At 67.2% G+C, this 24,666-nt stretch carries 23 protein-coding genes; 11 read left to right on the plus strand and 12 right to left on the minus strand.

Annotation, left to right across the window (positions count from 1 at the left end):
* Positions 1–6 precede the first annotated feature (6 nt).
* Positions 7–465 (minus strand): SRPBCC family protein, encoded by a 459-nt coding sequence (locus ACYVI5_RS00245; RefSeq protein WP_460578492.1) that lies wholly within the window; start codon positions 463–465, stop codon positions 7–9.
* Between the two features lie 18 nt (positions 466–483).
* Between ACYVI5_RS00245 and ACYVI5_RS00250 the strand changes: the two genes are divergently transcribed.
* From ACYVI5_RS00250 to ACYVI5_RS00265, 4 genes are all read left to right on the plus strand, one after another.
* Positions 484–1,368, plus strand: a complete 885-nt coding sequence (locus ACYVI5_RS00250) for a metalloregulator ArsR/SmtB family transcription factor (RefSeq protein ID WP_460578493.1) — start codon at positions 484–486, stop codon at positions 1,366–1,368.
* 130 nt (positions 1,369–1,498) lie between these two features.
* Positions 1,499–2,248 carry a class I SAM-dependent methyltransferase gene (locus ACYVI5_RS00255; RefSeq protein ID WP_460578494.1) on the plus strand — a complete coding sequence of 250 codons (750 nt, stop codon included), beginning with the start codon at positions 1,499–1,501 and terminating at the stop codon, positions 2,246–2,248.
* A gap of 23 nt (positions 2,249–2,271) precedes the next feature.
* Positions 2,272–3,120 carry a hypothetical protein gene (locus ACYVI5_RS00260; protein ID WP_460578495.1) on the plus strand — a complete coding sequence of 283 codons (849 nt, stop codon included), beginning with the start codon at positions 2,272–2,274 and terminating at the stop codon, positions 3,118–3,120.
* A gap of 63 nt (positions 3,121–3,183) precedes the next feature.
* Positions 3,184–3,783 carry a hypothetical protein gene (locus tag ACYVI5_RS00265; protein ID WP_460578496.1) on the plus strand — a complete coding sequence of 200 codons (600 nt, stop codon included), beginning with the start codon at positions 3,184–3,186 and terminating at the stop codon, positions 3,781–3,783.
* 1 nt (position 3,784) lies between these two features.
* Here the strand turns inward: ACYVI5_RS00265 and ACYVI5_RS00270 are convergent, their stop codons facing one another.
* The 4 genes from ACYVI5_RS00270 to ACYVI5_RS00285 form a co-directional block, all read right to left on the minus strand.
* Entirely contained in the window at positions 3,785–5,077 is a 1,293-nt protein-coding gene (locus ACYVI5_RS00270; RefSeq protein WP_460578497.1) for an MFS transporter, read from the minus strand.
* Between the two features lie 93 nt (positions 5,078–5,170).
* Positions 5,171–5,713 (minus strand): GIY-YIG nuclease family protein, encoded by a 543-nt coding sequence (locus ACYVI5_RS00275; protein WP_460578498.1) that lies wholly within the window; start codon positions 5,711–5,713, stop codon positions 5,171–5,173.
* 64 nt (positions 5,714–5,777) lie between these two features.
* On the minus strand, positions 5,778–6,968 hold the full coding sequence (locus tag ACYVI5_RS00280) for an MFS transporter (RefSeq protein WP_460578499.1): 1,191 nt from the start codon (positions 6,966–6,968) through the stop codon (positions 5,778–5,780).
* A gap of 329 nt (positions 6,969–7,297) precedes the next feature.
* Positions 7,298–7,603: a hypothetical protein gene (locus ACYVI5_RS00285; RefSeq protein ID WP_460578500.1), complete on the minus strand. Its 306-nt coding sequence runs from the start codon at positions 7,601–7,603 to the stop codon at positions 7,298–7,300.
* Positions 7,604–7,636: 33 nt separating this feature from the next.
* Between ACYVI5_RS00285 and ACYVI5_RS00290 the strand changes: the two genes are divergently transcribed.
* Positions 7,637–9,718: a bifunctional polysaccharide deacetylase/glycosyltransferase family 2 protein gene (locus tag ACYVI5_RS00290; protein WP_460578501.1), complete on the plus strand. Its 2,082-nt coding sequence runs from the start codon at positions 7,637–7,639 to the stop codon at positions 9,716–9,718.
* Here the strand turns inward: ACYVI5_RS00290 and ACYVI5_RS00295 are convergent.
* Both ACYVI5_RS00295 and ACYVI5_RS00300 read right to left on the minus strand, forming a co-directional pair.
* Positions 9,715–11,067 carry an FAD-binding oxidoreductase gene (locus ACYVI5_RS00295; protein ID WP_460578502.1) on the minus strand — a complete coding sequence of 451 codons (1,353 nt, stop codon included), beginning with the start codon at positions 11,065–11,067 and terminating at the stop codon, positions 9,715–9,717. The genes ACYVI5_RS00290 and ACYVI5_RS00295 overlap by 4 nt on opposite strands.
* A 165-nt stretch (positions 11,068–11,232) precedes the next feature.
* Positions 11,233–12,534, minus strand: coding sequence for a S53 family peptidase (locus ACYVI5_RS00300; RefSeq protein WP_460578503.1), 1,302 nt, complete (start codon positions 12,532–12,534; stop codon positions 11,233–11,235).
* 210 nt (positions 12,535–12,744) lie between these two features.
* Here ACYVI5_RS00300 and dacB point away from each other — a divergent pair, with 210 nt between their 5' ends.
* The 3 genes from dacB to ACYVI5_RS00315 all read left to right on the plus strand — a co-directional run bounded on the left by dacB (position 12,745) and on the right by ACYVI5_RS00315 (position 15,527).
* Entirely contained in the window at positions 12,745–14,382 is a 1,638-nt protein-coding gene (gene dacB / locus ACYVI5_RS00305; RefSeq protein WP_460578504.1) for a D-alanyl-D-alanine carboxypeptidase/D-alanyl-D-alanine endopeptidase, read from the plus strand.
* Between the two features lie 6 nt (positions 14,383–14,388).
* Positions 14,389–15,063: an HAD family hydrolase gene (locus ACYVI5_RS00310; RefSeq protein ID WP_460578505.1), complete on the plus strand. Its 675-nt coding sequence runs from the start codon at positions 14,389–14,391 to the stop codon at positions 15,061–15,063.
* A gap of 110 nt (positions 15,064–15,173) precedes the next feature.
* Positions 15,174–15,527 (plus strand): hypothetical protein, encoded by a 354-nt coding sequence (locus ACYVI5_RS00315; RefSeq protein ID WP_460578506.1) that lies wholly within the window; start codon positions 15,174–15,176, stop codon positions 15,525–15,527.
* An 18-nt stretch (positions 15,528–15,545) separates the two neighbouring features.
* Here the strand turns inward: ACYVI5_RS00315 and ACYVI5_RS00320 are convergent, their stop codons facing one another.
* Positions 15,546–15,929, minus strand: a complete 384-nt coding sequence (locus tag ACYVI5_RS00320) for a response regulator transcription factor (RefSeq protein ID WP_460578507.1) — start codon at positions 15,927–15,929, stop codon at positions 15,546–15,548.
* Between the two features lie 223 nt (positions 15,930–16,152).
* Entirely contained in the window at positions 16,153–16,785 is a 633-nt protein-coding gene (locus tag ACYVI5_RS00325) for a ScbR family autoregulator-binding transcription factor (RefSeq protein ID WP_460578508.1), read from the minus strand.
* 125 nt (positions 16,786–16,910) lie between these two features.
* On the opposite strand from ACYVI5_RS00325, the gene ACYVI5_RS00330 reads away from it, so the two are divergent.
* From ACYVI5_RS00330 to ACYVI5_RS00340, 3 genes are all read left to right on the plus strand, one after another.
* Positions 16,911–17,717, plus strand: a complete 807-nt coding sequence (locus tag ACYVI5_RS00330; RefSeq protein WP_460578509.1) for a response regulator transcription factor — start codon at positions 16,911–16,913, stop codon at positions 17,715–17,717.
* A gap of 486 nt (positions 17,718–18,203) precedes the next feature.
* Positions 18,204–20,237 (plus strand): sensor histidine kinase, encoded by a 2,034-nt coding sequence (locus ACYVI5_RS00335; RefSeq protein ID WP_460578510.1) that lies wholly within the window; start codon positions 18,204–18,206, stop codon positions 20,235–20,237.
* A gap of 216 nt (positions 20,238–20,453) precedes the next feature.
* On the plus strand, positions 20,454–21,275 hold the full coding sequence (locus ACYVI5_RS00340; RefSeq protein ID WP_460578511.1) for an AfsA-related hotdog domain-containing protein: 822 nt from the start codon (positions 20,454–20,456) through the stop codon (positions 21,273–21,275).
* A 289-nt stretch (positions 21,276–21,564) separates the two neighbouring features.
* On the opposite strand, the gene ACYVI5_RS00345 is transcribed toward ACYVI5_RS00340, so the two are convergent.
* The 3 genes from ACYVI5_RS00345 to ACYVI5_RS00355 form a co-directional block, all read right to left on the minus strand.
* Positions 21,565–22,047, minus strand: coding sequence for a MarR family winged helix-turn-helix transcriptional regulator (locus ACYVI5_RS00345; RefSeq protein ID WP_460578512.1), 483 nt, complete (start codon positions 22,045–22,047; stop codon positions 21,565–21,567).
* Positions 22,044–22,739 (minus strand): MBL fold metallo-hydrolase, encoded by a 696-nt coding sequence (locus ACYVI5_RS00350; protein ID WP_460578513.1) that lies wholly within the window; start codon positions 22,737–22,739, stop codon positions 22,044–22,046. Before ACYVI5_RS00350 ends, ACYVI5_RS00345 begins: the two co-directional genes overlap by 4 nt.
* A gap of 123 nt (positions 22,740–22,862) precedes the next feature.
* The gene (locus ACYVI5_RS00355) at positions 22,863–24,602 is read right to left on the minus strand and encodes an alkaline phosphatase family protein (RefSeq protein ID WP_460578514.1); all 1,740 of its coding nucleotides are present in this window, start codon (positions 24,600–24,602) and stop codon (positions 22,863–22,865) included.
* Between the last annotated feature and the right edge of the window lie 64 nt (positions 24,603–24,666).

Below are 24,666 nucleotides of genomic sequence, written 5' to 3' on the forward strand. Positions count from 1 at the left end.
GATTCGTCAATCGACCAGACGGGCAAGGTTCGCCAACTCGTTCGCTCGGCCGGCGAGGAGGCGTTCCGTCCAGACGTCGTCGTGCATTTCCTCTACCTGCATGACGATCCGCGTGCCCGCTCCGGCAGGCTCGAGGTCCACAACCGTGAGCTGCTCGTACGGCTCATGGTTCGGAACGAAGTCGATGATGGAGCGGTAGGCGATCCGCTTCGGTGGCTCGAGCTCGGTGAAGAACTTGCGCGATCGAGTGCTGAGCGGCAAGCCGTTCTGCTCGAGGAAGGCGACCTGGTCAGGCGCCTCCGCGGTCATTGTGTAGACGAGCTCGCCTCCAGGTGCCAGGTCGAGGCTGTCGACGTCGGTGCGAAAGCCATCCGGTGCCCACCAGTGTGAAATGCCGTCGGATGTGGTCCAGAGCTGCCAAATCGTCTCGGGCCGCGCAGAAACGGTGCGTTCGATGGTCTTCACGATGATCTCCTGTCGTGGATGCCGGAGCCCGGCAGTCGGTTGATGAGGCGACACGAGAGAGAATATATTCGTCGCGACGAATATGTCAATCACCACTATTCTGCCGGGGGAGGGGATGTGGACGCGCAACAAATCTTCGCGACGATCGGTGAGCCGACCCGGTATCGCATCGTCACGCTGCTTGCGGACGGGCCACGAACGGTGGGCGAAGTGGCCGCCGCGCTCGGCGCACTGCAGCCTCAGACCACGAAGCACCTGCAAGCCCTCGAATCGGTGGGGGTGGTCAGGGTGCAGCGGCTGGGGCGTCGCAGGCTTGCCAGCCTCAACAGGCACGCTCTGCGGCACCTCGCCACGTGGTTCGACCGGATGGGTACCGAGACCGAGGACGATCGGACGCTCGTCGCCTACGCAACGAGCGTGGCCGATGCTCAAAAGCATTCCGGCACCGGTGCGGCGTTGACGGCGGATATCAAGCTCGAGCGACGCATTCATGCTCCAGTCGCGGCCGTCTGGGCCGCCTGGACCGATGCAGGCGTTGCCCAGCGATGGTGGGCGCCTCGACACTTCGAGGTGGTGCGGTGCGCGATCCAACCGACGACGGGAGCAGCCGTTCAACTCGTACTGCGTGAAGCGGACGGCTCCATGTATGCATCCGCTGGCTCAGTGCAGGAGGTCGAGACAGAGAAGCGGTTGAGGTTCGAGCTTTCTCCGCTGGACGACCAAGGTCGCGCACTGTTCCGCGTCGAGATTGACGTGGAGTTGGAAGGCAGCTCCGAGACAACGGTCCATCTTGCCATCCGCGTGAGCGAGGCTGATCAATCGGCCGCCCCGATGCTTGCCGGCCTCGAGCCCGGATGGTCGCAACAGCTCGACCGACTGGATGCGTTGCTCGCGACAGGCTGATAGCTCAAGTAACACCGCCCTGGCACCGCCGTGCACCGACGGTGCCAGGTTTGTCCCTGCCTGATCGAGAGCCGTCGCCTGCCCGTTCGTTCTGATTGCACCCCTCGTCAGCGCAAGCCAGGATGGCGTAGTGGTCGATCAGCAACAGCTCTGGGATGCGCATGCGGCGCAGAGCTACGACACCCCTGGCGAGGGCATGTTCAGCCCGGAGGTTCTCGGGCCGACGGTTGAGGTGCTGAACGAGCTGGCGGCACGCGGCCGCGCCGTGGAGTTCGCCATCGGCACTGGGCGCGTCGCCATTCCTCTGGCTGAGTCCGGTGTTGCGGTATCCGGAATCGAGCTGTCGCAAGCGATGGTCGCCCGTCTTCGCGAGAAGGTCGGCGAAGACCGGATTCCCGTCGTGCTCGGCGACATGGCGACGGCATCCGCGGGCACCGGTTTCGCCCTGGCCTACCTCGTCTTCAACACCATCTCCAACCTGTTGACGCAAGAGGAGCAGGTCGAGTGCTTCAAGAACGCCGCACGTCACTTGCGGCCGGGTGGATGCTTCGTGATCGAACTCTGGGTCCCCCAGCTGCGCGCGCTGCCGCTGGGGCACGGCGGGACGGTCGAAGTCAGCGAGCCGGGCTACCTACTCGTCGACACGGTGGATGTGCTCCAGCAGCGAGTGGTGTCGCATCACTTTCACTTCGAGGCAGACGTCGACGGAGGGCGGCAGGCGGAGGTCTTCCGCACGCCGCATCGGTACATCTGGCCGAGCGAGCTCGACCTCATGGCGCGATTGGCCGGGTTCCACCTGGAGTCCCGTTGGGCGGACTGGAATCGGGGGCCGTTCACGGCCGAGTCGCACAGCCACGTCTCGGTCTACCGTCTCGGCTGAAGACCAGAAAGGCTGGGGCTTCCATGGCCGAGCTGATGTCGTACGTCGATCGCGCGACTCGTACGTACTGGCGCGTCACGGGCCGACGCGTCCACCTCGACGTCGATCGCTGGCTCGATGCTCCGATGCACAGGCGTTCGGTAGTCGGTGACGACTGGCTGACGGATGCCGCAGACGCGGTCGGCGCATCAGTCCGGCGCGGCGACGAGGAAGCCGGCCTGCTCCCCGACTTCTCTGCGCTCGACGGGCCCACGTTCGACGCGAGGGAGGTGCATCCTGAGATCCGCGACTTCTACGAGCACACGGCGCAGTGGCGGATGGAGGTCTGGACGCAATGGAACCCCTTCATGCGACCCGCGGGAGATCTCGTCGCCCGGTACTTCGGTCGGCGGGTACGACAGCTGACGATTCCGACACGCCCCCTGGATGTCGCGCTCGGCATGGACAGCGAAGTCGCGGCGATCGTGGCGCCGGATGGAAGGCAGCACGGAGCAGGGTGGATCCGCACTCTTCGATCCACCGGCGCCTACGTCTACAGCGGCTACTACCGGACGACAACCTTGCCCGGCACCGAGCAGCCCAGCGTGCACGTCAGCTTTCCGCTCGAGTCCGGCAACGTCCAGGTCTTCCTGCGCCCACGCGCATTGTCAGATGGCGGGCTCGAGTTGAACTCGCTGCCCGGTCCCTTCGGGTCGGACGGCGCGTACATCGCGGTCGAGAAGAACGGTCGAACGCATGCGGCGCGCGTCCCGTTGCACGAGAAGTTCCACCTCTACTTGGACGACGAGGGCGTCGTGAGAACAGACCACACCCTGCGCTTCCGTTCGACGACCGCAGTGCGTCTCCACTACAAGCTGACGCGAAAGAGTTGAGCCGCCGGCTCGATTGAGCCGCGCCCGCTGGCTCGAGTGTGCGAGCATTCGCGGGGAGGGATGATGCGAATCGGCACGCGAAAGAGGGCGCTTCTCAGCGTCGCCGGCGTCGCATGCGTCGTCGCGCTCGCCGGGTGCACGGGCACAGTCAATCCCGGCGGTCCGGAGGTGACCGCATCCTCGCCGGCCGTTGTGGCGACGACCGTCCCCGGCACCATCCCCTTCGCCACCGGCACCCCGCCGCCCGATCCCGACGCGGTTGCGCTCGCGCAGAAGTGGATCGACTCGGTCACGCCACCACAGGGCGCGCGCGTTCTCGACGCGGCACCGGCATCCGGCCCGAAGGAGCCCGCGGAGGAAGTCGCGTGCGACTGGCTGGTGTCGGCAACCAAATGGTGGTCGGTGGCCGCGCCTGATGCGGATGCGGCCAAGGCGTGGCTCACGGCGCACCCGGTCGCCGGTCTGGTGTTCGATGGGACGCTGACCAGTACCGACGGAGTGTCGGCCGTCTTCGAGCGCCCTCCGCAGAAGCAAGACAATTCCATCGGGTTCGAATTCGCCCCGAGTGGAAAGGATGTGGTCATCCGGGTCGACGCGCTCGTCGTGCCGGCGGGCGCCGAGTGCAGTTCAGGCGGAGGACCGGCGCGGGGAGCCGGTCAGTGAGCTACGCGCCGGTCTGCCGCTTCGATGCGGCCGGCCGCGCCGCGATCCACCAGGCGCCGAGAGCGCCGACCGTGAGCACGGCCGAGAAGACACCGATCGTGGGGATGACGCCGATCAGCACGCCGAGCACACCGAGGGTGACGCCGCCGCCCGTGCGCAGCCCGGAAGCGAACATGCTGTACACGCCCAGTGTCCGACCGCGTTCGCCGGGCGGTGCCTGCAGCTGCACGACGCTCTGCGTGATCGAGAGTGAGGCGATCTCGCCGCATCCGGCCACTACGAGCGAGGCGAGTGCCAGAGCGTAGTTGCTGGTCAAGGCGAGAACGAGGGTCGCTCCGCCGAAGACGACGGTGGAGATGACCGCGGTACGCACGGACGGCCGCATGATTCCCGTGGCCTCGAGCAGGAATCCGCCTGCGACGCCGCCGAAGCCCATCGCGAACAGCAGCATGCCGTAGGTCAGGCCGCCTCCCGAGCCGGTGCCGAGTCGCGAGGCGAAGGCGGGCATCGACGACGGCAGAGCGTTCCCGATCGTCACGGCCGTGAGGCCGGAGATGATGATCATTCCCACGATCATGTGGTTCGAACGGATGCGGCGAAGCACCGTGAACGTGTCTCTGAAACGTACTCGCGGCGCGCTTTCGATCAGTCCGGCATCCCGAATGTGGCCGGTGAACCGGGTGCGCCACATCAGGATGGTCATCGGCAAATAGAGCAGGACGTTCACGAAGATGCCGCCGGTGGGACCGAGCCAGAGCAGTAGGGCGGAGCCTACGACAGGCCCGAAGAGGATGCCCAGGCTCTGGAACGTGGCGTTGAGACGCACCGCGCTCGGCAGCTCGTTGCGGTCCACGAAGTCGTGGAGCATGAGCTGCTCGGCGGGCCCCCAGATCGAGCCGGCCATCCCGTGCAGCACGAGCAGCACACAGGCCTCCCACACCTGCAGCGTCCCGGTGAGGAACAGCACACCCCAGAGGGCGGAGACGAGCATGAACAGGCCCTGTGCCACCTGGATGAGCTTGCGACAGTCGTACTTCTCCGCCAGTGTGCCCGTCCACACCGACAACAGCAGGAACGGCAACCAGTGGCTGATCACCTGAAAGCCGACCAGGGCGGGGGAGTGGAAAGTCTGCCAGAGCACCCAGTACGTGATCACGTGCTCGGTGTTGTCGGCCATCATCGACAGGCCGGATGTGAAGAGGTACGGGCGAGAGTCCCGGTTGCGCAGCGCCGCGAATCGCCGCGGGATCCCGGGCTCCCCGATCGGGTCGGAGGGAGAGCCGGATGCCTGCATCGCCTTCCCTCCTCGCGGCAAGATTATCCTATAAATGTTCGTGCTTATTACATTTTGCGCGGTCGCGGCGCTTGGCCGAATCGGCCCGACTGCTCACGCCCGCGCGGCGATCGCTTCGCTCATCCATCTCGCGTGCAGCGCCCACGGATCGTCCACGCCAGCGCTCAGCGCACGCACATGGTCGAGAAGCGCTGGCGCCAGGCTGAACCACTCACTGGTGCCCAGCCGCCACTGCGCGAACTGCTCGTGTCGCTGGCGTTCCTTGGCCCGTCCGCCGAGCTCCAGCGCCACGAGCTCGTCGTGCCACAGCTGCCGCATGCGCTGACCGAGGTTCGCGGTGGTGCCGATCTTCATGCGGTCGTCGAACCTGATGTAGTAGACCACCTCCACCCGTGGCGGTGGCAGTTCGTCATCCGGCACCGTCCCGTACCTCCACTCGCAGACGGCGCAGATCAGGCCGGAGCCGTAGCGGATGCCGACTCGGGATCCGCACGCGAGGCACGGGGAGGGCAGCACGTCCTCCACGCCGAAGAGCCGCCCGGAGAAGTCGCCGGCCGCTGCGAGATGCGCCGGGCAGAGCGGCACGGGAGCGTCGGCGACCGCCTGGTCGTCGCATCCGGGGCAGCAGCATTTCACGATCAGAGCGTTGCACCTGCCTCCGACCCTTAGTGGATGACGTGCCCGCCGGGTCGTTCTGCTGTCAGATCACGGCGTCGTCCGAGGCGCCGTCGGCAGCCACCGTCGGCCGTGGGTAGGCGGCGAGGATGACGGCGGACGCGATCCAGCTGGCACCGATCAGAGCCAGCAGCAGTCCGGCCGCACCGGATGCCACGAGTCCCGCGAGACCGGCGCCGACGGCGGCGGCGGTGGCGCGCAGCCCCGCGGCCACGGTGAAGACCTGCGAGCGAAGGGGTCGCGGGCTGTGTTTCGTTCGAAGCAGAAGCATCGCGGCGACGCCGGGTCCCGTCGCGATCCCTGAGACGCCGATGAGCACGATGGCACCGGGCAGCCCGGGCACGATCGCGGCCACGATCGTCAGCAGCCCGGTCACGACGGCTGCCACGGCCATGACCGTGGCGGCGGGCATGCGGTGGATCGGCCGCATGGTCACCGCGAGCGAGCCGAGGAGAGCGCCGATCGCGAAGGAGGTGACGATCCAGGCGGCGTCGCTCTCGTTCCGCGTGGTCGCGACGGCGATCCCGACCGCGGCGATCGGCAATGCCCCCTGGCCGAGTTGATTGAGCGTGCCCGACCAGGTCACGACGGCGAGCGGTCGATGGGTGGCGATGAAGCGGGAGCCCCGCGCGATCTCACGGAACACGCTGGGCCGATCGGGGTGCTCCGGGTGCGGGGAAAGCCGCAACAGCACGCAAGCGATCATGCCGATGACGGCGATCCCGGCGAGGGCGAGCATCGAGACCCGGCCGGAGCCGACGGTGATCGCAGCAGCGGCGATGGCGGGTCCGGCGACGCTGCCGATGTTGTAGGCGAGCGCGTCGGTGCCGAACGCTCGTTCGGGGCGGCCGGGGATGGCATCCGTGACGAAGCTCGACATCCCGCCCATGAAGAACGGGGTGACGGCGCCGGCCACGATGAGGGCGATGGCGACGACGGATGTCGGCAGCACGCCGAGGAAGGCGGCGATGGTGAACGCGACGGCGGTGACGAATCCGGACAGCACCATGAGCCGAGTGGGATGCCTGCTTCGGTCGAGCAAGACACCGGCGATCGGAGCGGCGAGCACGCTTGGGGCGAGCGAGGCGGCGACGAGTCCGCCACCGATCGCGACGCTGTGCACCTGCTGCACCGCTAGAACGGGAAGCGCGGCAGCCGTCCCGGCACTTGCCAGTCGAAGCGGCACCGCGGCGAACAGATACCTCGCGCCGCTCATCGCCTCAATCATGACATCGGGGTTCGGGATGCGCCGGCGCAGCCGTTCCTGTCAGCGCTCGGCCCTGCGGATGCGCGCATCCTCTTCCCAGTGCCCCCAGAGAGGGGGTGGTTTAGGCTATCGGACACGATGCGGCGGGAAAGTCTTCGTGAGCGAAAGGGGCGGACTGCTCCTGTCTTCGTGGACCCCACCGGCCGCAGGCTCAGGCTTCTTCGGGTCGTCGCAGTCGCGCTCGGAAGTGGCGCACTCGTCGTCGTGGCACTGCTTGTGCTCGGCGTGGGGATCGGTCCTCGTCTCTCGATCCCGGGCTTCCCGAGCGGACTGATCGGTCATGCCCCGGCGGCGGCACCGACACGCACGCCGGCCCCTGGCGGCCCCGTACCGAAGAACTCGGCGCCGCCTTCAGCACCGTCAGCGGGCGGCGGTTCCGGCTCGGCGGATGCCGGTGGTGCAGCGGCGCCGGTGTCGGTCACCGCACCGATCGCCCCGGCCACACCCGCTCCGCAGACATCGTCCTCGCCGTCGCCGAGCCCGAGTGCCTCGCCCACGCACGGGCAGAGCGGGTCCGCTCCCAGGCCGACCACGCACCCGACGCCGCCTCCGCATCGATGAGACGAACGGCTCACGCTCGACATCCACGCATCCACTGGGTAATCCTCGGCCTGTCGATGCTGATTCTCGCCAGCGGGCTCATCGCGCAGGGGTACCTGAACCACCTCTCCGGCATCAGCAACGACGCCGCCGTTGCGGCAGGGGATGCGTCTGCGGTTCCGGCCTCGGTTCTGAAGGGCGGGCCGGTGGTCGACACGCGGGGCGACCACGTGCGCACCGCTAGCCCGCCGCGCAACTCCATCGCGCTGACGTTCGACGACGGGCCGGACCCCACGTGGACGCCGAAGATCCTCGCGGCGCTTCGTGCCCATCACGCCCACGCCACGTTCTTCGTGGTCGGCTCTGCCGCGCTCCAGCACCCCGACCTGATCCGGCAGATCCTGGCCGACGGCAACGAGATCGGCATCCACACGCTGACCCACGTGAATCTGGACACGGCACCGGCCTGGCGGCGCCAGCTGGAGATCACGGGCGATCAGGATGTCGTCGCCGGGATCACAGGGCGAACGAGCGTGCTGCTGCGTCCGCCGTACAGCGCGAGCAATGCGGCGGTCGACAACGCCAGCTGGAAAGTCATGCAGTCCACCGGGAACGACGGGTACATCACGGTGCTGTCCTCCCTGGATAGCAAGGACTGGGAGCGGCCGGGCGCCAGGGCGATCGCGCGCGCCGTAACGGCGCCCGGCGCGAAGGGACACGTCGTGCTCATGCACGACGGCGGTGGTGACCGGTCCCAGACGGTGGCCGCCCTGAACTCCGCGCTCACGACGTGGGCCGGTCAGAAGCTGCGAGTCACCTCGGTGGGCGACGCGCTCGATCTTCGAACCATGGCTACCGTTCCTCCCCTTCAGCGGACGGCCGACGCCGCGCTCGTCTGGGCCCTGCAGGCGGCCGACTTCCTGGGCGGCTTCCTGAGCATCGCCCTGATCGTGGCCGGGATCGTGACCTTCGCTCGCGCCGTCCTCGTGGTCGCCGTCGCCTCACGGCATCACCGGCGCGCTCGTGCAGGACGCCACCAACACGGCGTCGCCACGGAACCGCCGTTGACCGAGCTCGTGACGGTCATCGTGCCGGCGTACAACGAAGCGCTCGGGATCGAGGCGGCGGTGCGCTCCATCGCCGGCTCACGGCATCCGGTCGAGATCATCGTCGTCGACGACGGATCGACGGACGGCACGGCCGACATCGTCGAGGCACTCGCCCTTCCCGGTGTCAGGGTCATCCGCCGTCCGAACGGCGGCAAGCCGGCAGCACTCAACACCGGCATCGCGGCATCCAGCAACGACATCATCGTCATGGTCGACGGCGACACCGTCTTCGAACCGGACACCGTCACCAAGCTCATTCAGCCGCTGGCGAAGCGCGAGGTCGGGGCTGTCTCGGGCAACACGAAGGTCGCCAACCGGCGAGGCGTGCTCGGTGCCTGGCAGCACATCGAATACGTCGTCGGCTTCAACCTCGACCGCCGGCTGTTCGACGTCGCCGAGTGCATGCCGACAGTGCCTGGCGCGATCGGCGCCTTCCGTCGCGAAGCGCTCACCAGGGTCGGCGGCGTCAGCGACGACACGCTTGCCGAAGACACGGACCTCACGATGTCGTTATGCAGGGACGGCTGGCGGGTGGTCTATCAAGACAACGCACTCGCCTGGACCGAGGCACCGGCCAGCATCGGCGCGCTCTGGAAGCAGCGCTACCGCTGGTGCTACGGCACCTTGCAGGCGATGTGGAAGCACCGCGGAGCGCTGCTGCAACGAGGTGCGGCCGGAAAGCTGGGCCGGCGCGGCCTCACCTACCTTCTCGTGCTCCAGGTGCTGCTTCCGCTGTTCGCTCCCGTCGTGGATGTCTTCGCGCTGTACGGCCTGGTCTTCCTCGACCCGGTGCGGGTCGCCCTGGTCTGGCTCGGCTTCCTCGCCGTGCAGCTGACGATGGCCGCTTACGCGTTCCGGATGGACCGTGAGTCGCTTCGCCCGCTCTGGACTCTGCCGCTCCAGCAGGTCGTGTACCGGCAGCTGATGTACCTGGTCGTCATCCAGTCCGTCTTCACCGCGGTCGCCGGCATGCATCTGCGCTGGCACCGCATGGAGCGATACGGCCAGCTTCGCGTTCCTGGCGCCGAGGCACCGAGCAAAACCGCCTAGATCATTACGCCGGGGTTCAATATCCCGTCCGGGTCGAGCGCGTCCTTGATGCGCCGGGTGAGCAGCATGACGTCAGGCCCGAGCTGATCGGGAAGCGAGTCGCGCTTCGCCCGGCCGACGCCGTGCTCGCCCGTGATCGTGCCGCCGAGCGAGATGGCGAGGTCCATGATCTGGCGGAACACTGTGGTCGCGCGCTCCTCAGCTCCGGGCTCATCGGGATCGAAGACGACATTGGGATGCGTGTTGCCGTCGCCGGCGTGCGCGCACACCGAGACGTCCATGCCGTGGCGCCGGCCGATCTCGGTGATGCCGTTCACTAGCTGCGGGAGGAGGGGGATCTGCACTCCGACGTCCCCGTACATGAGCTTGCCGTGTGCAGCCAGCGCAGGGAACACCGCACGCCGCGCCGCCGCATACCTCTCGCCCTCCTCCGCGACCGAGCACACGTGCGTGAGGATGGGCGCGTGTGCGCGGCAGATCTCATCCATACGTGCGATCTCCTGCGAGCGCACCGGCTCCGGAGCATCCGACTGGATGATCAGCATCGCCGCGGCATCCCGGTCCAGGTCTTCGCCGGAGTAGTCGCAGACCGCGCAGGTCGATTCGCGGTCCATGAACTCCAGCATCGCCGGGCGGATGACCTGACGGATGGCCACGACCGCTTCTGTGGCGTTCTCGACCGAATCGAAGGTGGCCACGAGTGTCGACGGCTCGCCACGAGCCGGTACGAGACGCAGGATCGCGCGGGTCACGATGCCGAGCGTCCCCTCGCTGCCGACGAACAGCTTGACGAGCGACAGCCCGGCGGTGTCCTTGATCTGCGGCCCGCCCAGCCTCACGAGGGTGCCGTCGGCGAGCACGACGTCGAGGCCGAGCACGTAGTCGGTGGTCACGCCGTACTTGACGCAGCACAGACCGCCGGCGTTCGTCGCGATGTTGCCGCCGATCGAGCAGATCTCGAACGACGACGGGTCGGGCGGGTACCAGAGCCCGTACTCGGCGGCCGCGGCCTTCACCTCCGCGTTGAACAATCCCGGCTCGACGGTCGCCGTATGGGCACGCGGATCGATCTGGATGGCGCGCATCCGCTCCATGCTGATCGTGACGGCGCCGCCGAGACCCTCGGCACCGCCGGAGAGGCCGCTGCCCGCTCCGCGCGGCACGACCGGCACGCGGTTGCGACTCGCCCACCGCACGATCTCCTGCACCTGGCCGGCGTCGCGCGGCCGTGCAACGGCCAGCGGGGTCTGGGCGTCGCTCTCCTCCGCGTTGTCCCAGCGGTACCGTGCAAGCACGTCGGGATCGAGAGAGACCACGTCCGCTCCGACCAGCTCGACCAGCGTGGACACGGGAACATCCGTCATCATGACGACCCCTCTCAGCGGAACCGCACGTAGTCCGACGCTACCGCGGCGGGGCGCCCTAGCCGACGGGTCAGCAGTGAAGTCCGCGCAGAGGCGCGGCCCCGGCATCCGAAGAACACCGGGGCCGCGCTGCGTCTCAGCCGAGCAGGATCACTGCAAGGCGCTGATGATCGCTCCCACGTCGGGGGTGCCCCATCCCGTCGGCCGGTCCCATCCGGTCGCACCGGAGTAGCCGCCGCTGAACGTGGCCGTCGAGTTGCTGCCCTGGGTCACATCGTGCAGCAGACCCTTCGATGCCCACGCGGATGCCTGCTGACCGACGTTGCCGACCGAGTGACCGGTCGCCTGGATGACGTCCGCCGTCAGCGCCGCCCACTGCGGGGAACCGGCCGAGGTTCCACCGAAGTAGTAGAACCCGTTGTTGTCGCCGCCCAGGAACCCGAGGTAGGTGAGCACGCCCGTGTACACACTGGCGTTGTAGGCGACGTCCGATCCGCCCTTGGCGAGGAAGAGGCTCTGCGCGCCGCCTGTCTCGCCGATGACGCCGAATGCACACGACAGCGGGCAACTGGCGTAGTCGCCCCACACGGTCTCGCGCGGCAGGTCGAGGCCGCTGCCGGCCCACAGGTTCGTGCCGCCGACCGCGGTCACGTTCGGGTCGGATGCCGGATACCCGAAGTTCGCGTAGCCCGCGCCGTTGTCCGAGCCGTCGTCACCGGATGAGGCGAACAGCGACATGCCCTCAGCGGCCGCCTTCACGAACGACTTCTGCGCCTGCGTCGTCTGCCCGTTGTTGGCGTGCGGCGAGGCGATGAGGTTGTCCGCTTCGCCGTAGCTCATCGACAGCACGTTGCCGAGGTGGTTGTCCACCGCGTACCGCACCGCGTTGTCGATGGAGGCTCCGTGGTCGTTCGCCGCCACGACGAGCGCGATCTTCGCGCCCGGCGCGACCGCATGCGCCCACTGCACGTCGAGGGAGGTCTCCTCGGCCCAGCCGGTCTGCGTGCCGCGACCGTTCCACGTCGGCTTGCCGCCGGGGTAGTAGACGGTCAGGTCGGGCGCAGGGAGCCCGAAGGACTGCGAGAACGTCGCGAGGTCGGACTGCACGGTCGGGCTTCCGAAAGCGTCGACGATGACGATGGTCTGCCCGGTGCCGGCCGCGGTTCCGTCGATCGTCGCCGGAATGTCATAGGCGGCGCGGATGCTCTGCGGCGTCTGGCAGGCGACGGCGCCTTCCGACTGCGCGAGGCAGTCCGCCGGTGTCAGCGACGGCTTGATCGCGCTGGCGGGCAGCCCGGCCTTCTCGACGAACGGATGGACGGTGTACACCCAGTTCGTACTGGGGCTGGCCGTGCTCGGTGTGGCCGCAAGCGCCGGCGCCGACGCCGAGACCGCGAGGGCGGCGGCTCCAGCGATGGCGAGCGTGATTGAGACGAGCGATCTGCGCTTCATGGGTGCTCCCTTGTCCCGCCGCCGCTCCCGTCGCGACGGCCCAGCGGAACACTACGCTCGGGCAGGCCACCGGGGATAGGGGTTACGGCATCGAAAACCACCCATTGGAGGGTCAGGCGGTCCAGACCGGCGGGGCTAGGCTTCGGCTGCACACGTTCTCTCACCTCTTCAGCGGGGGTGGGTGGCCTGCGCAGAACGGGAGGTGCCGTGATGCCGCGGAGTGCTCGTCCGCTGGCGATGGCCTCAGCCGTCGCGGCGGTGCTCGTGGTGACAGGATGCACCGCTCCTTCTCCGGCCACGCCGACCCCGGTGGGCCTGCCCGCGGCGATCAAGAAGATCATGGACAAGCCGGCGTACGCCAACGGCAGTTGGAGCATGCTGGCGGTGGACCTCACGACGGGCGCGGCGGTCGCCGAACAGAGTGCCGACAAGCTCGCGTTCACGGGTTCGACCCGCAAGCTGTTCTCGGTGGGCCTCGCGCTCGACACGCTGGGAGCCGATCACACGACGACCACAGGCGTCTACCGCGACGGAACCGTCGACACGTCCGGCGTGCTGCACGGCGACCTCGTCTTCGTGGGCGCAGGAGACCTCACTCTCGGCGGTCGCCGCACAGCAGACGGAGGCATCGCGTACACGCCGTTCGACCACAACGACGCGAACAACCTGGGCACGGGCATCCTCACACCGCAAGACCCGCTGACCGCCTTGAACGACCTGGCGAAGCAGGTCAAGGCATCCGGGATCACGAAGATCGACGGCGACGTCGCTGTCGACGATCGGCTCTTCACCCCGTATCGCGTACCCAATCAGCAGCTCCTGATCACGCCGACGATGCTGAACGAGAACATGCTCGACGTGACCATCACGCCCACTCAGCCCGGCCAGCCCGCCACCATCGACTACCGGCCCAAGACCCCGGCGTTCGCGGTCACCGGTACCGTGATGACGACCGCTGCCGGAACGGACGCGACCGTGGCGATCCCGGAGGGGAAGACGCCGAACGGTAGCTCGGTCAAGGGCGTCGTGAACTGTGTGGGAACGCCTTCGTGCACCGGAACGCTGTCGGGGACGATTCCCGTCGACTACAAGGCGCCGCTGTCCGGCGACCACCAGTTCGTGGGCACGTTCCGCATGGACGACCCGGAGAGCTTCGCGCGATCGGCGTTCGTCCAGTCGCTCCAGCAGGCGGGTGTGACGGTCGCAGCGCCGGCGGTGGAGGCCAACCCCACTGCGGACCTGCCGGCGTCGTCTCACTACGCAGCGAGCAAACGAGTCGCCTCCTACATCTCGCCGCAGTACGCGGACCAGGCGAAGCTGATCCTGAAGGTCAGCCTCAACCTCGGCGCCAACCTCGCGCTCACGCAGTACGGGCTGACGAAGGGGCAGAAGACGATCAAGGGCGCGCTCGCCGCCGAGCGCCGCGCGCTGATCCACGACGGTATCCCAGGCACATCGTTCGACTTTCCGACGAACGGTAGCGGCAGCCCGGACAGCAAGGCGACACCTAGGGCGATCGTCGACATGCTGAGATACATGAGCAAGACATCCGTTGCCGACCCCTACCGGCAAGCGCTGCCGCTGCTCGGCGTGGATGGTTCACTCGCCGAGACGGGCCGCGACCTTGCGGCGAAGGGGCACGTATACGGCAAGACGGGAACGACCGTCACCGACGGCGCGCTCGTCGCCCAGAACCTTGCCGGCTACGTGGATGCTCGCAACGGCCATCGGATCGCGTACGCGATCATCCTGAACAACTACGGTGCGATCAAGAGCATCGACGATGTCGCCGCCGTCATGCAAGATGAAGCGGCCATCACGAACGTTCTCTACGAGATGAAAGGTTGATCTTCAGTGCCATCTCCCCGAGCCGTGGCCTTCTTCGACGTCGACGAGACGCTGGTCTCGGTGCGCACCCTGGAGTCGTTCCTGCTGTACTACCGGGGTCTGGTGCCGTCGATGATCTCGCAAGACGATCTCCGCGCGCTTGCCGCCAAGGTGGTGCAACTGGACCGGGCGGAGTTCAACCGCCTCTACTTCAGCATCTGGGGCGGTCAGCCTGCGGAGCGGGTACGTGAGGCAGGCCGCACGTGGTATGCCGAGGCATCAGCTCATCCGGACTTCTACCGGGCGAACGTGCTCCAGCGACTTCGGGAGCATCAGGATGCCGGCGATCACGTCGTGCTCGTCTCGGGATCGTTCGCGGCACCGTTGGAGCCGCTGGCCGCCGACCTCGGGGTCGAGCGTCTGTACTGCACGGAACTCGAAGTGCTCGACGGGCGCTTCACGGGCGAGATCAGTCAGGCGATGATCGGCGACGACAAGAGCCGCGTGGTCGAGGAGTACCTCGCATCCGCTGATGAAGCGACGTCGAGCTGGGGCTATGGAGATCACTCCAGCGACCTGTCCCTGCTGGAACGCGTGGGCAATCCGGTCGTCGTAGGGTCCGACCCGGTCATGCTCGAGGTGGCGGCCGAGCGTGACTGGCCCGTCATGCCGATCGAGCAGCCGCTCGCACCGCGCAGCTGAACCGATGGGCCTCGTTTCTGCGGCGATCCAGCGCCAACCTTGCTGATCGAAGGGCCCCGAGGCGCGATACGGTGATCTCTACTGCCCCCAATCGATCGTGAAGGACCCGTATGGCATCGATCGCTGCAGCGCTGAAAGAACTGCTTGCCGACCAGGCCGTCTCTGTCGAGGATGTCCTCGCTCGCCATTTCACCGACTCTTATCGTCAGAGCACGAACGGCGAGTGGATCGATCGCGCGGCCTTCGCCGATCAGATGACGCGGCTGCGTCCCCACGTCGACCACGTCGAGATCACCGTGCTCGACGAGGTGTCGCAGGGATCGGCGTACGCAGAGCGGCACGTGATCCTCGTGACTCAGCGCGACGGCGGGATGTTTCGCCAGGAGGTGTTCCTGTTCGCCCAGCTCGCGGAGGACGGCAGGTTCGACTCGCTCGAGGAGCTCGTGCGGCCGCTGCCGGCCTGAGGGGCTTCAGACCGAGTGTCAGGCGTCGGACAGGGAGCGCAGGCGCTCGTCGATGCGTCGCTGCAAATCGCGCGGGCGGAACGGCTTGACCATATAGACATCTGCGCCGGCGTGCAGGCTCGCCTCCTCCTCATGCCGCGCGGTGACCGCGCTCAGCACTACGATGAGCGCGTCGCTGATCGCCCGGATGCGACGGATGGTCTCGACTCCGCCGATGCCGGGCATCCGCAGGTCCACGGTCACGACCACCGGATGCGCCGCGCGCACTGCGGCGAGCCCGTCGAGCCCGTTGGCCGCCGCGACGACATACAGGTCGGCGCGTTCGAGCACCGCTGAGACGAGGTTCCGGATCTCATCGTCGTCTTCGATGACGACCGCACTCCGGTGGATGCCAGGGCTCACCGCGCCACGGCCGGCCGGTCGGATCCGGAAACCCGCGAACGCGTCGTGGGCGTGGGCCGCTCATGCGGCATCGGCTGGCTGACCATGCGACGATCCTTCTCCTCGGGCTGAGACTCCCCAATCTAGACGCGCGTCTGAAGGATTGCAAAGTCCCCAACCCGAGGGGTAGCCACGACAAGCTGCCGCGAGGCCTATGCCTGGACGCGCTCAGTGCACCTGCACCTCAGTAGTGCTGTGATTCGGCGCGCAACCGGGTGACGAGTTGGTCCGGGTTCGCGATTCCCAGACCGGGCAGGATGAGCAGCCAGTACCGCTCCACGCGGGCGTGGATGTCTCTGGCACCGGTGAGGCGATGCGCCACCTGCTGGAGCCCGGTGAAGGCTTCGACGAGCACTTCCGCGGCGCCCGGCAGGTCGAGGCCAGATGGAAGGGTGACGGATGCACCGGCTTCCGTCAGAAGATCGAGGGTGATCTTCGTCCAGCCCACGAACGGGGTCGGCAGGTCGACATCGCGCAGGCCGGCGTCGTGTTGCAGACGAACAGCCGCACGCACCAGTACATCGTCGCGGAACCGAGTGGCGACGATGAACGAGAGCAGCACCATCGCCTCGAGCCCGAGGAGGCCATCGGCTTTGATGCGGTCCAGCACGTCGTCCCACAGACCGTTGTGGCGCACCACGAGTTCGCGTGCGAGCTGCTCCTTGGCCGAGAAGTGGTAGCTCATCGCACCCTTGGTCCGGTCCAACCGGGCGGCGATGCTCGACAGCGACGAGGCGGCGTATCCGAGTTCATCGAACTCCTCGGCAGCGGCGAGTACGATCTCCTCTCGCCGTGCTGCCCCCCGCGCCTGTGTCATCGAAATACCAGAATAGGCGTGGACCGGTCGGTTCAGCGCGTATTGATGAAAAAGGCTCGTCACGCGGATCGATGCCGAGCGGTTGCTACGCTTCCGACCATGGGAGCGGTCGAGGGGGAATGCGCATGGGAGCGGTCCAGAGGGAATGCGCCGTCGTCATCGAAGACGACGCCGTCATCCGCGAACTGATCGGCACCGTGCTGGAACAGATGGGGCTCGAGGTGATCGCCGTCTCGAACGGGATGGACGGCGTCGCCCGGGTGGCCGAGCGCCAGCCGGTTCTCGTGACGGTGGATGTCGCCATGCCCGGTATCGACGGCTTCGAGACGGCGAAACGCATCAGGGCGATCAGCAGCGCGTACATCATGATGGTCACCGCGCGCGACGAGGAGATCGATGCGCTCCAGGGGCTCGGCGTCGGAGCTGACGACTACGTGCTGAAACCGTTCCGGCCGCGCGAGCTGCGCGCTCGTGCTGAGGCGATGCTGCGCAGACCGCGCATCGTCGAGTTGCCGGATGGTCAGCCATCCGTAGGCGCACACCCGCATGCGCGCGCCGGAGGCGGCGGAGCGATGGATGCCTCAGAGTCCGCCGGAGGCGCCGTACTCGAGCACAACGGCGTCGTGCTCGATCCGGACACCCGGATCGTGATGAGGGAAGGCACTGAGCTCGAGCTCACCCGCAGTGAGTTCGAGCTGCTGCACGCGCTCCTGACCTCCGGTCGCAATGTTCGGAGCAAGGACGACCTGGCGCGATTGTTGCGCGGAGACGGTTACGTCACGAACCCGTACGTGGGGGACGCCGATCGACGTGGGGTCGAAGTCCACATCGGGAACCTGCGTAAGAAGCTCGCGGACAATCCGGCTTCTCCGTACCTCATCGAGACGGTGCGGGGCGTCGGATACCGCCTGGCGGCAGTGCGCCGGTCATAGGTATGCCTGGAAATCGTTTGCCGCTCGCCCCCACTTTGGGGCACGACGAAACGCGCGAGATTCGCCGTTATGTGGTGAACTACCGGCTCGGGCAGATAGCCTGTAGTTCTCCATACTGTTGTCGTTACGACGCGCCCATTGGTCTTCGGGCCGCATTCGGGTTGAGGCACGTCTCAGACCGGGGGAGAGGGGGCGCCTTCATTCGGGTTGAAGGCGCCCCCATAATCGATCGTCCGCCGGCTGTCCCATTCGGGTGGGAGAGCCTTCCAATCGGTCGTTCTCTTGCGGGAACACAGTCAGTCTGCCCCGCCCGCCCACCGATTGGCCGCATGCCTTGCTCAAGAGTGCCTCAGGAGAGTAGAGAGCTCCGTGCGAGACTTGAGGTGACGCTGCGGCTCGGGGGCACGGACGTCGCTGCCACCCGGCTCAAGGAGCGGTGAAACGCTTGAGGGCGATCGCGTGGGCGACGCTCGGAGAGGAGCGTGGATGATGTCTGAGACAATCGTGCGCAGCGAGCCTGCGGCGGAGCACTCCGGAGCCGGGGCGGCGCCGAGCGTGACGGTCGTCGTCGACTGCCTATCGTGCGCCGAGACGGTGCGCTCGGCCGTGGCCGTCGCCGATCTCGGTGCGGCGGTCACGATCGAGGTCGGGATGGGTGCCGACATCCGTGGCCCGGTGTTGTCGGTGGCGGAGTCGATCGACCGGATCGACCGTGAGTCCGTGGTCTCTGCGGTCGACCGCGACTACGTGCTCCTCGAGCGGGTTCCGCAGGAGCTCGCGTCGCGCATCGCGCTCTTGAGAGAGCGATCCGAGCGCAAACGAGTCCGGTCGCTGGATGCCGATCGCCTTCGCAGCGAGACCATCGGGCTCATGTGGGAGGTTCACACCGCCGAATCGATCGCCGAGCTGGCGGAGCGGGTGACCGTTGGGGCGCGGCGCGTTCTCAACGTGCATGCGGCGGCCGTCGTGATCCCGGCCGACCCGGATGACCGAGACGGCTCAGCGACCCCGCTTCTGTGGAGGTCGCCTGGCGGGGACTCGCCCGATCTGTTCGAGCGGGTGGCCGCTTTCGCCGCACGCCGTGCGACCGAGTCGGCGTCTTCGGCGCCGGCGCCGGGGTGGCCGCGCGAGAAGCCCATCATCGATCTGGTGAGCGAGGAGGATTCCAACCTCGTTCGCGACCTCTTCGACCGGCGCACTCGGCGCGTGATGCTCGTACCCATCGAGTTCGAGAACTACGGAACGGGTGCGCTGCTCCTTGCCGACGATGCGGCGCAGCCGGCGCGCACTTCGCTCGAACGGTTCATCGTGTCGTGGATCGCCACCCAGATCGGCCGTGCCGCCTTCGAGTTGTGGATGCGTGACCGCCAGGAGCGCAACGAACAGGAGCTGCAAGAAACCTCGGCGAAGCTGAAGAAGCTCGTGGACGAGATGGGCGACCTGAGCGTGGTCGTGCGGTCGATCGCGGATGCCGTCAACGTGGGAGTTCTCTTCTACGACACGGAGAACCATCCGGTTCTGCACAACCGCATGGTCGAACGGCTGCTGGGGCTGACGGGATTCGACCCGGCGACGGGCCGGAGCGAGCACGTGTACGCATCCGATCGACGCACGCGCGTGAAGCAGGACAAGAACATCATCTCGGAGACGCTCGAGGGCGATCAGCGCGGGCTCATCTACTGGGTGGGCGATCCCCGGGGCGAGCAGCGGGCCATCGTCACCGAGGCGCATTCGATCACGCGCTCGAACGGTGAACGACTCGGTTCGGCAGTCGTCACTTACGACGTGACCGACCTGGCCAACGCGATCGAGATCCGGGAGGAGTATCTGGCCACCGTCTCGCACGAACTGCGAACACCACTGACCTCGATCGTCGGCTACATGGACCTGATCGACGACGGCTACGACGTCGACTCGCTCGGCTTCGCGAAGGAGTTCAGGAACATCCAGCGAAGCGCGACGCAGATGCTCACGCTCATCCGGGACCTGCTGAGCACGAGCACGAACGAGCTGGCGCTTCGCATCGAGCCGATCGACCTCTCGGCGCTGCTGACGCAGTCCGTCGCAACGATCAAGCCCACGGTGGACGCGGCGCGGCAGACGCTGAGGATCGAGATGCCGCCGTCGACCGTTCTCGCGCACCTCGACGGTGCCAGGATCAAGCAGGTCGTCGACAACCTGATCTCGAATGCCGCGAAGTACACGCCAGAGGGTGGCACGATCACCGTGACGCTCGAGCGCGCCGACGACACCGTCTCGATCGCGGTCGCGGATGACGGCCGCGGCATCAGCAAGACGGATCAGGCCCGGCTGTTCGACAGGTTCTTCAGAACCCGGGATGTGCGGGAGGCGGCTATCCAAGGCGTCGGCATCGGGCTGACCATCGTGAAGACGATCGTGGATGCGCACGGCGGGACCATCCTCGTCGAAAGCGAGCCGGGCCAAGGCTCGACGTTCACGGTACGGCTGCCGGCGCGGGCAGGGTCGACACCGTTGCCGACCCTGCCGATGCAGCCCTGACCGAGCATCCATGGAGCCCGATCGGGGGGTACCCGGGGCCCTGATCGGGGGGTAGCAGCAGGCGTGATTGAGGTCGCCGGACCGCCGGGCGCGTGACTAGGGTTGAATCACCTTCGCGCGGCCGTACCCGAATGCGGTCGGAGCCGGTCCCGCGGTTCGTGTCATGGTCGACACGCTGCAGTCGGCGCGATATCGACAAGTTAAGGGTGCGTACAGTTGCCTCTCATCGACAGCAGTGCCGCTCACCGTTCCACCCGTTCGGAGACGCTCGTGTGGGCCATCGAGCAGGTTTCTGAGCAGTCCTGGTCTGCAGACATCGAGATTCCGCGCAGCCATTGGTTGTGCCATCCAGCGCCCTCACGTGTGCCCGTGACACTGCTCGCGGAGGCCTTCAGGCAGGCGGGACTGGCCATCTGCGTCGCCGGGCTCGGCATGGGACAGTCCGTGCAGTTCGTGGTCTCGACGATGACCATTCGGGTGGAGGCCGAGGAATTGCACTTTCCGCGATTCGGAGCTCTCGAGGGAAAGCTCGAGGTGACGTTCACCGACGTGCGCTATCGCAAAGACCTTCCGCACCTCCTCGAGGTCGACTACCGGCTGCCTGGAGTCGCAACGGGACACGTCGGCGCCCGTGTGCTCAACGACAGTGAGTATGCAGCGATCCGCCGGCATGCTGAGCGGCTCGGCGACGACATCCGTGAGTCGTCCACCAGCCTGCTCGACGTGCTGGAACAGGATGCCCATCATGTGCGTGCCCGTCTATCGCTCAACGAGGCCGACCCGTTCTTCTTCGACCACCCGGTCGACCACCTCCCGGGAATGCTGCTGCTCCATGCATCGGCCCGGCTTCACGAGTATGTCTACGCCGCCCCGCCTCGATTCCTGACGGTGTCGTTCCCAGCATTCGGCGAATTGCGCATAGAGACCGTCGTGGAGGCGAGCCTTACCTCGCACGGCATCGATGCGGCATTCGTGCAAGGCGAACGGGCCATCGCTACGGCGGTGACCGACACGGACCCCGCCGCGCTGGCCGGCTGAGGGCCGTGGGCGGGACGTCGGCCTCAGCCGTCCTGAACTGACGCGGACGCCGGACCCTGTCCTGCCGAGCAGTGCAAGGGGGTTGCACTGGGGGACCCAGGATCCGGCGCCTGAACTGCGTCGAACGAACCGGAAGGTTCGTTTTGGGCGAGACACGTTCGGGTCGTGCTCGCCCGCTCTCGGGTTGAGGGCTTGTCGCAGTAACTGCGACTCGACCCATACTGCCAACCTCGCCGCCGGTGCGAACCCTAGAAATCCTCAGGATTTGCTCAAGCCCGATGGATCGCGCTTATGACGCGAGCTTCTGCAGCAAATCGGGAACGCGGCGCAGCAGTTCCTGCTCGCCCTCGTCGAGGCGTTCAGTGATTGCGCGGGCGAGCACATCGCGCCGAACGTCCCTGCCCCGCTCAAGGGCGGCACGGCCGGGCTCGGTGAGCGAGATGACGAATCCGCGGCGGTCGGCCGGGTTCGGCGCTCGCGACACGAAGCCGTTCCGTTCCAACTCGGCGACCGTGCGGCTCATGCCCTGATGCCGCACGCCGCGACGGGCGGCGAGCTGAGCGATAGTCTGGGCGCCCTCGGCATCGAGCTGCGCGAGCGCCTCCGTATGCGCTCGAGGCGCGCCGGCAGTCTGCGCGCGCACCGATCGGACGAGACGGCTGATGGCCACGCGGAGGTTCTCGGCGAGCTCGCGGGCATCCGTTTCGGGCATCTCCTCATGCCGGGAGCCGGGATCGGATGCCCGCGATGCGGCGGGCCGCGACGGTGTCACAGTTCGACGGATTCGCCCGGTTGCAGCGGAAGCATCGGAACGGCGGTCAGGCTGCCTTCACCGAGCATGCGGTCGGCGCCCTTCTTGCCCACGTCGCTGAGCATGGCGTCGTGGATCGGGATCGACTGCCGTGGCCCCACCTCACGCACGAAGTCGATGGCCTGCGCCATCACCGTCCACGGCCCGGATGTCGGGAGCAGGAGGGTGTCGACCGGCACGCCGGGCGCGGAATAGGAGTCGCCGGGGTGCAGAACCGCGCCGCCCACGAGGAACGTGACGTTCTCGTGCACCCGTATCTCCGGGTGGATCACGCCGTGCAGGCCGGCGAAGGCGCTCACTGAGATCGGCCCGACCGTGAATTCGGTGTCTTCGGTGATCGCCGTCGCCTGCCCGTCGCTTGCGGCGTCCGTGTCGGTGAGCGCCGTCGCCTGCCCGTCACTTGCGGCATCCGTGTCGGTGAGCGCATCGACGACGGCTTGCGTGCCGTAGATGCGCAGCTCCGGTCGCTGTGCGAGCGCCGCGCGAATGGCGTCGCGGTCGAAATGGTCGAAGTGGTCGTGCGTCACGAGCACGGCGTCGGCCTGGTGCAGCAGCTCGGCGGCGTTGGGCGTCAGCGTGCCCGGATCGATGACGATCGTCGTGCCGTCGTGCTCGATCGTCACGCAGGCGTGGTTGTGCCGGGTCAGTTTCATAGGTCTCCTCGGGGGTCAGAAGAACTATACAACTATGTTGTATATCGACCAGGCGCGGTAGTAATCATGCGGATGCCCGCACAACCGAGGCAGTGCGGGCATCCGTTTCGCCAAGAGGCGATGTCAGCCGTCGAGACCGGGCAAGGTCTTCGTCCCCTGCGTCTTGACGGCGCTCAGCTCCTTAGGGTCGATCTTCAGAAGCCGAAGGATCGTCGGTGCGATCTGGGTCGTCTGCACGGCTGCGCCGATCGTGCGCGAGTGCCCCACCTGCGCACCCGAGACGACAAGAGCCACGTCGCGGTCGTCGGCGGATGCTCCGCCGTGCTCGGCGATCTTTTTCACTCCGCCCGTGTAGACGACGCCGGGCTGGGCGATTCCGACCAGGTCGGGAGCGTGAGTGTCTCCGGCCTTCGCTCCCAGCAGCGCATCTGCCTGCGCTCCCGTGGCGACGGAGGAAAGGCCGGACGCGCTCACGGTGGTCGAGTAGACGCCCTTGGCGTCGTTCACCGTGTTCGCGGGCGCCGAGTGCTGAAGCAGGTACGACTTGGCGAACGAGAACGCCGCCGACGACCTGTCCGAGAGCCAGAGGAGCATCGCATCGTCGTCGACCGAGAACGACACGAGTTCCGTCTCGGAAGGATGCTGAGCCGCCCATGCCGTGTTGAGCGCCTCGATGATGGCTCCGTCATCCACTCGCCGCAGCGCGGAGGAGTCGATCGGCGACTGGCCGTGCTTGGCAGACAGGATGATCGTGGTGTCGTTCTCGAGCCCGTCCTGCTTGATCTGCGCCACCATGCGGCCGAGCTGCGCGTCGACGTAGTCCATCGCGCGCGAGACGAGCGGACCGGGCTTGCCGTCGCTGAGATATCCGCCGGCGAGACCGTCGGAGTTCGGCAGCTTCTGCGCGGTGGAGAGCGTCTGGAAGTTCATGCCGAAGACCGCCGGCGTTCCCACCTTGCTGGTGCGCGAGTGGTCGTATCCGTCGATCTCGTTCAGCACCGCCTGCACCTTGATGCCGTCGTACTCCTGCGTGAGCGCGTTGTCCGTCGTCCAGTCGTCTCCTGAAGCGTCGGCAACGGAGTTGATCTCCGGAGTGAAGAGGTCTTGCACTCCCGTTCCCGAGGGGCCGTTCAAAATCTCGTACGCCGGGTGCTTGTCCGACCACGCCGTTCGCAAGCCGTGCGAGCGCGCCACCTCGAACACCGTGTTCGTGGTCAGGTACTGACTCGGATAAACCGGAAGGCACGTCTGCGGGTCGACCGGGAGAGCGGCAGGGTCGATGAGGGTCTGCGGCGTCGGGGTCATCTTCAGGGCCCCGGCAGTGATGGCGGATGCGTTCGCCAGCGTCTGCGCCTTCGTCTGGGTGGGGAGGGCGGTGAGCGCCGGATCCTTCAGTCCCTCGCCCGCGTCCAATGTGATCGGATTCTGCGACCTGTCGATCGCCTCGGTCCAGGGGACCTCCGTTCCCGGCACCGCGGTCGTGCAGTCCGTGGTGCCCGGGGCGAGCAGTGCGTGGTTGTACGTGTCGTCGTAGTAGACGCCGCTCGCCCCTGGGCCGGCCCCCGTGAACTGGGCGACCATCCCGGGGAAGGAGTCCGAGGGCAGCGTCGTCTTCGCGGCCGTGTACTCGAGACCGTGGTTGACGAGCCCCGCGATCGTCGACGACGGGTGCGACTTCACGTATCCGGCGAGGTCGGTCTGGTGCATGCCGTCGATCGAGATGACGAGTACGTGCCGCGAGCCGGCTCGCGTCGCCGCGGCATCCGTGGGCACGGTCCGCGCCTGCGCGGCGGCGACGCCCCCGAAGGTCGCGACCGCGACGAACCCAGTGGTCGCGGCCAGCGCAATCCAACGATGTCTCACAATGAACTCCCTCGAGTGAGCCGCCCGTGCGGCGGCTCTCAGACGCATCCGACCGGCAGCAGGC

This window comes from Humibacter ginsengisoli (genome assembly GCF_054780095.1).